Genomic DNA, 10,901 nt, shown 5'->3' with positions numbered 1-10,901 from the left:
CAGTTTTAACTATTGTTAAAAATAGTCTTCTTTTGTTTTGTCTGTTAGACATCACCTTTAAAATAAAGCTACTTAATCATGTACTTCGATCAGTACTCCATTAAACCCGCTTTCGCTACATTGACATCTCTTTTAAGAACTTATCAGGCAAGAACCTCACGGCCGCCTTTTCTATATATATCTTCAAACTTCAGTTCGCTTAAGTCGTATTCGTCTTAGCTTGTTTTTCGTCTGTTTCAATCTTGTTTTTATAATCGTAATGACATCCGCCACCTGATCTTTTTTTCCTTCCTTTCGGTTGGGAGTGCAAAGGTAGAAATCTTTTTCCAACTTCCAAATAAAATAAATTTTATTTTTTCATTGTTATTTTTCTCTCTTGCCTTTCAATTTGCTGGTCTCTCAACCAGCGCCCCATTCCTTCCGAAGCGGGATGCAAAGGTAATGATTTTTTCCAATCCTGCAGATTTTATTTGAAATAATTTCTGCGCCTTTATCTCCCTCATCCTATCATTAAACTGCTTTTCAGCACATCCGTTTCCTCCGAAGCGGGATGCAAAGTTAGCAAAAATTAATACCCCAGCAAATGCCAGGGAGGATAAAATAAGAGGTAAATTGTAAACCACTGTAAATCATCAGGAATAATTTAAAAAAGTTAAAACATTTTTAAAAGATTGGTGTTAGCGGGAGCGGCCTGCCGAAATACTATTGGGATTATAACCATATAGGCATAGAGAACATATAGGCTTGGAATGAGGAAGTTGATTTGGAGGTTTGGTACTATATAGTAATGGCAGTAAATCGTAAGCTGCTGTAAATCATTATGTATAATATAAAAGATGAGTATGTGCAGGAGCTGTTGCCGAAATATTAGGGATTACAACCATATAGGCATAGAGAACATATAGCTTGTCGTGAGGAAGTTGATTTGGCCGTTTGCTACTATATAGTAATGACTGTAAATGGTAAAGCGCTGTCAATTATTAAGGATGAAATTAAAATATTTTGAAAAGAAAGTGGTTTGCCAGAAGAGGTTAGTTTAGGTCAGGGGTTAGAACGGCTGATTTTCATGGCTAACAAAACATCTCTATCCCCTTTCGTAACCTCTAACTGAAAACCGACAGAGTCTGTAATAGGGATTTGCACCTAGGGAAGCAGAAAGATAAAATCGAATAGCCACAATGAGTTTAATGAAGACCTATTAATAGCTTGATCAAAAGCAAGCAGTTACCCTCATTACCTTCGAAAGAAAATATATAAATCAGGCAAATAAAAAAATTTAGGACTATGTTCAACATTTAGTTACTAAAGCTATAACCTTATACTATACATAATAGGAGTAGCAACGTTAGTAAGTTTGACAGCAGTCAATTTATTTGGTGGGCGATTAAACTTCTATTTACTTACAATAATATAGCAGACATGTAAAGTATCCTTTTTATGTTAAAAATTGTTAACTCTATATTTCTACTGATTTCCTTTCCATAGCTTAGCGTCGAATTGTTTTTATTGATGTTATCGTATTATTAATTATCTTTGCAGAATGTTTAAAGTTAAACACTTAATTATTTTAGTATTTATTGCCGCATTGGGCTTTGCGGGTTGTAAAAGTCGTTTCGAGAAATTGAAGGCCAGTAATGATGTTGCCAAGAAATATCAAGAAGCACTTCGTTTATATAATAAAAGAGATTATAGTAAAGCATTGGTGCTTTTTGAAGATCTTTCTCAGAAATACCGTGGCCGTGCTGAAGCTGAAGATTTGAATTATTATTATGCTTATACTTTATACAGATTAAGTGACTTTACTACCGCGAGATATCAATTTAAAAGTTTTGCCGATACTTACCCAGCAAGTAAGAATGCTGAAGAAGCTAGATACATGGGCGCTTACTGCTATTATTTAGAATCGCCCAATTTCTCGCTTGATCAGGAAAACACTTACAAAGCCATTGATGCTTTACAATTATTTATCAACTTATACCCATCGAGTGATAGGGCTGCTGCCGCAGGAAAATACATAACCGATTTAAGGGGCAAATTGGAAGATAAGGCTTTCGAGAATGCAAAGATGTATCTAACTACCGGTCCGAGTAATGTAGATAACTATAGAGCTGCCGTTATAGCGTTGAGAAATGCGCAACGCGATTATCCGGATATTAAATATGCTGAAGAAATGGACTTTCTGATGATCAGAGCTCAATATCTTTACGCAAAAAATAGTTATGTCATCCGCCAGGAAGATCGTTATAATGAAGCACTTGCATTGTATAATGAATTTACTGAAAATCATCCAGATAGTAAATTTTCCAAGGATGCCAAGCAAGTAAAATCTGATGTAGAATCAGGAATAGTGGCTACCAAACAAGAGCTTGCACTATACGCTGCTGATCAGGAAAAATACAAACAGATGCTGATCAAAACTAAAAAAGTTAAAGATACAGTCTCTACCAAACCAACTAACGCAGACATTACAGATATTAAAAATTAAGTAACACATGAATACTAACAAACCTGCTGTACCGAATACTACAGTTACCAGAAACGTACACGATTTAGATAAAACTACAGATAACTTATACGAATCTTTAGTTGTGATTGCTAAAAGAGCAAATCAAATTTCGAACAACGTTAAAGAAGAGTTACATGGTAAATTGGCAGAATTTGCATCAAGTAACGATAACCTGGAAGAGATTTTTGAAAATCGTGAGCAAATTGAAATCAGCAAGCACTACGAACGCATGCCTAAGCCTGTTTTAGTTGCTATTGATGAATTTTTGAACGATAAAATTTATCATAGAAATCCTGCTAAAGAACAAAAGTAATAGTGGCCTGGTGCATGGAGTTTTAAGCAAAGCGTTTTGTGCATACGCTCTATGCCCTATGCTTTAAACTCTTTGCTCAATGCTTAAAAATAAAAATATAATTCTTGGCGTTTGCGGTAGTATTGCGGCTTATAAATCGGCTATTTTGGTCCGGTTATTAATCAAAGCTGGTGCAAACGTTAAGGTTATTCTTACTCCCGATGGCGCAAATTTCATTACGCCGCTTACCCTTGCTACGCTTTCTAAAAACCCTGTTTACACGCAGTACTTCGAAGAAGAAACCGGTGTGTGGAGTAACCATGTGGAGCTTGGCCTTTGGGCTGATTTAATCATAATCGCCCCTATCAGCGCAAATACATTAGCTAAACTAGCTACCGGGATTTGTGATAATTTACTCACAGCCGTTTACCTTTCTGCGAAATGCCCTGTCTATGTTGCACCAGCCATGGATTTGGATATGTGGAAACATGAAACTACCCAGGCGAATATTAAAAAGATAGAAAGTTTCGGGAATACAATTATCGAACCTGGAAGTGGCGAGTTAGCCAGTGGCCTTTATGGTGCGGGCAGAATGGCTGAACCTGAAGAAATCATTTCATTTCTGCATCATTCAATTAAACAATCAATGCCACTATTTGGGAAAAAAGCTTTAGTTACTGCTGGTCCAACTTATGAAGCTATTGATCCTGTCCGTTTTATTGGAAATCACTCTTCAGGCAAAATGGGGTTTGCTTTGGCAGATGAATTGGTTACACTCGGTGCCGAAGTGACGTTAATTTCAGGACCTACTGCTCAAAAAGAGCATCAAACACTCAAACGGATCAATGTAATTAGTGCGCAGGAAATGCTGGATGAATGTATATCCATATTTCCAGAAACAGACATCACCATTATGTGTGCAGCAGTTGCCGATTACCGTCCGAAGGTTATTGCTGATCAAAAAATTAAAAAGCAAGAAGACAACCTGGTACTGGAATTGGAAAAAACAGTGGATATCCTGGCCACGCTTGGAAAAACAAAAAATGAACAACAGATATTAGTAGGCTTCGCTTTGGAAACGAACGATGAGGAAAACTATGCAAAGGGAAAGCTGCAAAAGAAAAACCTTGACTTAGTAGTACTAAATTCGCTTAATGATAAAGGTGCTGGTTTTAAATCAGATACCAATAAAATTACTATTTTTAACAAAGCATTAGAACGAACTGTTTTTGAAACAAAACGGAAAGCAGAAGTTGCGAAGGATATTTGTATTGCTATATTAAAAATCTCAAAATAATGAAAAGGATCGTCTGGATATTGTTGTTAATCAGCTTTGGTAAATTACAGGCCCAGGAATTGAATGCCCGGGTTACTTTATTGGCACCTCAGGTTTCTAATATTAGCAAACCAACACTGGATGCATTGCAAAGAACCATTCGTGATTTTTTAAACAATAATAAATTCAGTACCGAAAACTATAAGCCTACTGAACGGATTGATTGTAGTTTCGTTATCACGATTAACTCCTGGGATGGTGGATCTGGTTATACTGCTGAAGCGCAGATACAAAGCAGCCGACCCGTATTTAACAGTTCTTACAACAGCACGCTACTAAACATGAGCGATAAAAATTTTGATTTTGCTTATAATGATGGGTCAACCATCGATTTTTCCGATCAAAACTACATCTCCAATATTAGTGCGCTCCTATCCTATTATGCCTATACGATCATTGGCATGGATAAGGATAGTTTTGCCAGAATGGGTGGAACTACCTATTACAAAAAAGCACAAAACATAATCAACCTGGCACAGGCATCTGGTAACGCAGGCTGGAAAGCTGCCGATGGTTTGAGAAACCGCTTTTGGTTTAATGAAAATGTGTTGAACCCAGTTTTTAGTGAATTGAGGGCTTTCATCTATAGCTACCATCTGAATGGCCTAGATCAACTCACAGACAATGATAAGGGCTTGAAACAAATTGTCGATGCCCTACCTGCCCTGCAACAAATGGACAAGCAGAAGTTAGGTTCAATTTTCCCAAATGTATATTTTGCGTCTAAAGCTGAAGAAGTGACAAATGTGCTATCGAAACTCAATACGCAGGAGCGCTTAAAGGCGTACAATATGCTGGCAGAAATAGATCCTGCCAATATTGGTAAATACGAAGGTTTAAAGAAATAGTATATCTACCATCCAGAAAACGGGCGCTTTAAAATAGTTACACATCTTTGCCAACAAATATTTAATGCACATATCTTTGATTTATTCAAGACATAAATCAAGATGTGAGACTTATTTGATTTAAAAGACAATTTTGCAAAGAGTTCCCGCATAAGAGATGATTATCGCAAATCTGAACATCCAATTCTGCGGAAATTTCCGAGATCTGCAGGAAAAAGCACTGATCACCTGTGTGCTAACAGTCATTAAATAGCCTTCTAATATTTCATCATTCTATGTATCCTATTATCGAATTATTAAAATAAATATTTCAAATTATTTTGATATTACGAATATCTTCGTACATTTGATTACGAAATAATTCGTACAACTTGTAACATATGGCTATTCAAAATATCAAACCAACAGAAGGTGAAATGGAAATCCTTCAGGTATTGTGGCAAAAGGGGAACGCAACGGTAAGGGAAGTTCATGAGGCATTGAACAAAAAAGACTCTGGTTATACCACTACTCTGAAATTGATGCAAATACTGCATGAGAAAGGAATGGTAGAAAGAGATACCAACCAAAAAACGCATATCTATAAAGCACTGGTAAGTCAGGATAAAACAGAAAAACACCTGGTTAATAAAATGATTGATAGTGTTTTTAATGGTTCAGCTGCTCGTTTGGTGATGCAGGCACTCGGAAATCATAAAGCCAGTGCTGATGAGATTGATGAAATTAAAAAGTATCTAGATAGTTTGAAGTAGGTTTAGGGTTTAGGGTTTAGGGTTTAGGGTTTAGGCAACTGAAAGGTTGCAAATCATGTTTTAAGTATTCTGAAGAAATATTATTTAAATACCGCATAAAAATGGAAACTTTAGTACAACAATTTATCAAGGCATTTGGCTGGAGCATTTTAAATTCACTTTGGCAAAGCGCCATCATTTACGGCATTTTGTTTATCGTAATGCTAATTTTGCCTAAACTCGGATCAAAACATAGGCATAACCTTGCTTTTTCGGCTATAGCATTAATGTTTTTTGTATTTTGTTATAATCTGGGAGAGCAATTGGTATTAACCAAACGCATTCACCAATTGCCTGTTACCGCACAACAAATACAGTTAAGTCAATACTTTAACAACTTGCCCGAAACTTTTAGCAGCAAAGCTGAACGGTACTTCCCTTTAATTGTAGTCGCGTACATTCTGGGCATTCTGCTTCAACTGTCTATCATCGCGAAAGGATATCTTCAACTTTCGAAATTAAAAAATGAAAATTTAAGCGCTACCCCCGAAAACTGGAGATTAATCTTTGAAAATATTACCGCTAAGCTGGGAATCAAAAAGAAAGTCAGATTTGATCTCTCCTCCGTGGTAAATGTTCCATTAGTAATTGGATATTTAAAACCTGTTGTTTTATTTCCGCTTGCATTGGTAAATGAGTTAGATAGCGACCAGGTAGAGGCCATTTTGATTCATGAATTATCCCACATCAGAAGACATGATTTTTTGCTAAACCTAATTAAAACCGCCATTGAAACGATTTTATTTTATAATCCTTTCGTTTGGATGGCCGGAAGATTTATCCATATTGAACGGGAACATGCCTGTGATGATCTGGTTTTAAAAACAACTGGCAAACCTTTAAAATATGCCCATGCCCTACTCAAACTCGAACTAATTAAGGATAATAATAGCCCCGCGTTCGCACTGGCGGCGACTGGTAAAACACAAAATTTATATCAACGTATTAAAAGGATCACTAATATGAAAACAAACTATTTAAACGCCAAACAGCAAATGGCAGCGCTAACATTGGGTGTTGCCTGCATGTTATCTATTGCCTGGATTAACCCAAGCGAAAAGAAAAAAGAAATTAAAAAAGTTTTGACCACTCAAATCGCGAGTATTAATACAGCATTTGCTCAGCTAACTTCTCCTCAGGATACTACCAAAAAACGCAAGACGAAGATCGTTACAATTGATGCAAATGGTAAAAAAACGGAATACAATTCGGTAAATGAAATGCCTGATAGTCTTAAAAAAAGTATCTATTCAGACGAATTTTCTGGACTGAGAAATGTATTTGTATTTAATAACGATAGTACATTTACGTTCGGCGATTCGACCTTACGTACCAGGATGAATAAAGAATTTAATTCGCCGGAAGCAAAAGCAAAGTGGAAAAAAATGGGCAAGGATCTGGCTGAAAAATATGGTTCACCCCAGGCACAGGCGAAATGGAAAAAATTTGGTGAAGATGTAGCCAAAGAATATGGATCTCCACAAGCACAGGCCAAATGGAAAAAATTTGGCGAAGATGTAGCCAAAGAATATGGATCTCCACAAGCACAGGCCAAATGGAAAAAATTTGGTGAAGATGTAGCCAAGGAATATGGATCACCAGAAGCGCAAGCCAAATGGAAAAAATTTGGTGAAGATGCAGCCAAAGAATATGGATCACCGGAGGCACAAACAAAATGGAAGAAATTTAGTGAGGATGTGGTTAGGGAATACGGATCACCGGAGGCCCAGGAAAAATGGAAAAAAATGGGAGAAGACATGGCTGAAAAGTTTAACAGCCCTGCATTTAGAGCGCAATTAGAAGCAGCTAATGAAAGAAAAATTATTATCAATGGCAATAAGATTTCTTCAAAATCAAGAAAAAATAGTGATTCGTTATCAAAAAGCTATCGTTATGACTTCATTACACCAAACGGACCGAATGTTTTTTATCGCGACAATCAAACTCCAAATAAGGTAAAAGAATCTGCTGAATACAAAAAGTTGAAAGAGAATTTCGATAAGGAAGTAAAAGAACTGAAAAAGAAAATCAAAGAGGATAATTAATCAACCAAACAAACTACAGTAAAACAGCGAAGAATATTCTTCGCTGTTTTTGTATTCAGTCGCCTCCTTGAAATAACTTTTTAGTATTTTCGCTCTAGTTATGCTACAAAAAATTTCTATTCGTAATTATGCTTTAATTGATAGTCTTGACATTGAATTTGACAACGACTTAAATATTATCACGGGGGAAACTGGTGCAGGGAAATCTATCATTCTTGGTGCGCTTTCACTTATTTTAGGTCAGCGGGCTGAAAGTAAATATTTTTTCAGCCAGGATAAAAAATGTGTTATAGAAGGGAACTTTATTTTAGCTGATGAAAATCTTCGTGATATTTTTGAATCTTACGATCTGGATTTTGCCAATGAAACCATTCTTCGCAGAGAGATCTCAATCGACGGAAAAACAAGGTCATTCATTAACGATACGCCAGTTAACCTTTCTATATTGAAACAAATCGGTGAAAGGCTAATCGACATCCATTCGCAACATGCAACCCAGGAAATTAACGACGCAGACTTTCAATTATTAATAGTCGATTCTCTTTCCAATCACCACAACCTGTTATTTGATTATCGCAGCGGATTTAAGAAGTTAAAGCAGCAAAGCAATAGTTTAAAAAAACTTATTGATGATGCCAATGAAGCAAGAAGTAAACAAGATTATGAACAGTTCTTATATAATGAATTAGAACAAGCCAATATAAAGGATAACGAGCAGGAAGAACTGGAGCAGGAACTAGAACGCCTTACCCATGCTGAAACTATTAAAAGAGCCTTACTTACATCTGCAGGATTGTTAAACGAAGGCGAGCCTTCAGCATTGCAAATTCTTAAAGAAGCCGCTCTACAATTGCAAGGGATTGAAAAATTTGATCCCGCTATTAATACTTTATATGAACGTTTAAGATCTTCAATTATTGAAATTAAAGATATATCTGATGAACTTTCTGCTATGGAAGGGAATACTTTACATAGCGCAGATCGCTTGGACATTATCAATCAACGGTTAGATTTATTTTATACACTTCAGCAGAAACATCGGGTTGCAAATAATAGCGAATTATTAGCCATTCAATCTCAGCTAGAGCGCAATCTTAACCAACTTTTGTCATCTGATGAAAATATAGAAAAACTTCAAAAGCAAATCGACCAGCTGAAAAAAGATTTATTAAAGCAGGCCAATCAGCTAGGTAGTAATAGAAAAAAAGCAATTAAAGTGGTGGAAGACCAAACCAGTGCTACGCTTAAAAGAGTGGGAATGCCTAATGCAAAATTAGTTTTAGCACAAAAAACTTTGAGCGACTTAAATAAAGATGGTTTGGATGAAATTACTTTACTTTTTACAGCGAATGTTGGTCAGACACCTGCCCCTGTAAGTAAAGTTGCCTCTGGAGGTGAGCTTTCTCGTTTGATGTTGGCGATAAAAGCACTTCTGGCAAAACACACCTCTCTCCCAACCATTATTTTTGATGAGATTGATACCGGAATCTCGGGAGAAACAGCACTGAAAGTTGGAGAAGTAATCTCTGATCTGGGCGAAAACATGCAGGTAATTTCCATCACGCATTTACCACAAATTGCGGCAAAAGGAAAATCTCATTATTTTGTTTATAAAAACGACGAAAAAGGTAAAACCACAACAGGGATCCGGAAACTCAAACAAGAAGAAAGAGTGGGCATAATTGCAGAAATGTTAAGCGGTAAAAATCCGGGCATTTCTGCTATAGATAATGCAAAAGAACTACTAGGATAAGTCAAGCGGAAATAGATTTGTAATTTTAAAACTAAAACATTAGTTTTAAATATGAAATTAATTTATGCCTTTCTTTTCCTACTTTTTACTTCTCTGACTTGTTTTAGTCAACAGTTTACCTTATCAGGGACAGTTAAAGACGGACGAGGTGAAGCGCTTCCAGGTGCCGGAATTTATGTAAGTGGTTATCAGATTGCAACAGTTTCAGATAACGATGGTAAGTTCAGTTTAAAATTAAAGCCAGGCAATTATGATCTCCTGGTTCAATTGATTGGTTTCACAGCACTAAATAAAAATATTGTAATTGCCGATAAATCGCTGAGCATCAATTTTATTTTAAAGGAAAGTATTACCCAATTAGCTGAAGTAACCATCAAACCTGATCCAAACCGCGAACATTATATCAACATGTTCAAGGATTTCTTTATTGGTACAACGCCGAACGCAAGGCAATGCAAGCTGATCAATCCGAATGTGCTGCTTGTTGATTACGACAAAGATGAATCGTTATTAACCGTTAAAACCAATCAATTCCTAATTATAGAAAACAAAGCTTTGGGTTACCGGATAAAGTATTTATTAAATGTTTTTCAGTTTGATAGTAAATCACGCATCATTTATTATGAGGGCTTTCCATCCTATGAAGATTTAAAAGGCTCTTCGCGCCAGAAAAAGAATTGGGAAAAGAAACGTCTATCTGCATATCTGGGTTCTCCACAACATTTTTTCAAATCACTCTACAATGGCAACGCGACGGAACAAGGTTTTATAATTAATAAGCTGATTATGCAACCGAATACAAACAGGCCACCTGATAGTGTGATTAAAGCAAACGTAAATCGCCTGACGAAAAAGAAACTGAATATAGAAAAAACATTTTATTTTGGTCAGGATGATTCTCTCACTTACTGGCTGAGGAAGAAAAATCTGCCAGCTGAAATTGCCATTTTAAGCAGGGCAAATATTTTACAGGATACATTGGTTAAAACCGTCAATCCAAGTATTAAGAAAATAAATTTCACTGATAAATTATTTATCTCTTACGCCAAAGAAAAGGAAAATCCATTATTCAGCAACAGTATTGGCTTATCTATACCGAGACCACTGGATATGGGAGATAATCAGGTTTCTTCAGTTACTTTACAAATTAGCCCGGTTTATTTTTATGAGAACGGAGGTATTTACAATACCAGAAGCATGCTGTTTGCAGGATATTGGGCTTGGGAAAAGATTGCAGATAGCGTTCCGATGGACTATCATCCACCTTCACCATAATAACAGTTAAAAATGTTAAAATAATAGACTAGCATTTACAATATTATTGCTTTTG

Annotated in this window: 8 protein-coding genes; all 8 read left to right on the top strand. The window is 36.2% G+C overall.

The window, feature by feature from the left end; all coding sequences use genetic code 11:
• Positions 1 to 1,540: 1,540 nt before the first annotated feature.
• The 8 genes from SOM16_RS15135 to SOM16_RS15100 all read left to right on the top strand — a co-directional run bounded on the left by SOM16_RS15135 (position 1,541) and on the right by SOM16_RS15100 (position 10,846).
• The gene (locus SOM16_RS15135) at positions 1,541 to 2,485 is read left to right on the top strand and encodes an outer membrane protein assembly factor BamD (RefSeq protein WP_320464835.1); all 945 of its coding nucleotides are present in this window, start codon (positions 1,541 to 1,543) and stop codon (positions 2,483 to 2,485) included.
• Positions 2,486 to 2,492: 7 nt separating this feature from the next.
• Positions 2,493 to 2,819, top strand: a complete 327-nt coding sequence (locus SOM16_RS15130) for a DNA-directed RNA polymerase subunit omega (protein ID WP_029287811.1) — start codon at positions 2,493 to 2,495, stop codon at positions 2,817 to 2,819.
• A gap of 79 nt (positions 2,820 to 2,898) precedes the next feature.
• Complete coding sequence (gene coaBC, locus SOM16_RS15125; protein WP_320464834.1) at positions 2,899 to 4,095, top strand: bifunctional phosphopantothenoylcysteine decarboxylase/phosphopantothenate--cysteine ligase CoaBC; 1,197 nt, start codon at positions 2,899 to 2,901, stop codon at positions 4,093 to 4,095.
• Entirely contained in the window at positions 4,095 to 4,982 is an 888-nt protein-coding gene (locus tag SOM16_RS15120) for a DUF4835 family protein (RefSeq protein WP_320464833.1), read from the top strand. Before coaBC ends, SOM16_RS15120 begins: the two co-directional genes overlap by 1 nt.
• A 380-nt stretch (positions 4,983 to 5,362) precedes the next feature.
• Positions 5,363 to 5,734 (top strand): BlaI/MecI/CopY family transcriptional regulator, encoded by a 372-nt coding sequence (locus tag SOM16_RS15115; protein WP_320464832.1) that lies wholly within the window; start codon positions 5,363 to 5,365, stop codon positions 5,732 to 5,734.
• 101 nt (positions 5,735 to 5,835) lie between these two features.
• Positions 5,836 to 7,818, top strand: coding sequence for a M56 family metallopeptidase (locus SOM16_RS15110; RefSeq protein ID WP_320464831.1), 1,983 nt, complete (start codon positions 5,836 to 5,838; stop codon positions 7,816 to 7,818).
• Positions 7,819 to 7,918: 100 nt separating this feature from the next.
• On the top strand, positions 7,919 to 9,571 hold the full coding sequence (gene recN / locus SOM16_RS15105) for a DNA repair protein RecN (RefSeq protein WP_320464830.1): 1,653 nt from the start codon (positions 7,919 to 7,921) through the stop codon (positions 9,569 to 9,571).
• Positions 9,572 to 9,622: 51 nt separating this feature from the next.
• Positions 9,623 to 10,846, top strand: a complete 1,224-nt coding sequence (locus tag SOM16_RS15100) for a carboxypeptidase-like regulatory domain-containing protein (RefSeq protein WP_320464829.1) — start codon at positions 9,623 to 9,625, stop codon at positions 10,844 to 10,846.
• Positions 10,847 to 10,901: the final 55 nt, after the last annotated feature.

Source organism: Pedobacter sp. CFBP9032, from assembly GCF_034045265.1.
GTDB lineage: Bacteria > Bacteroidota > Bacteroidia > Sphingobacteriales > Sphingobacteriaceae > Pedobacter.
Note: the sequence above shows the minus strand (reverse complement) of the source record. Positions and strands in the feature narration are given on the sequence as shown.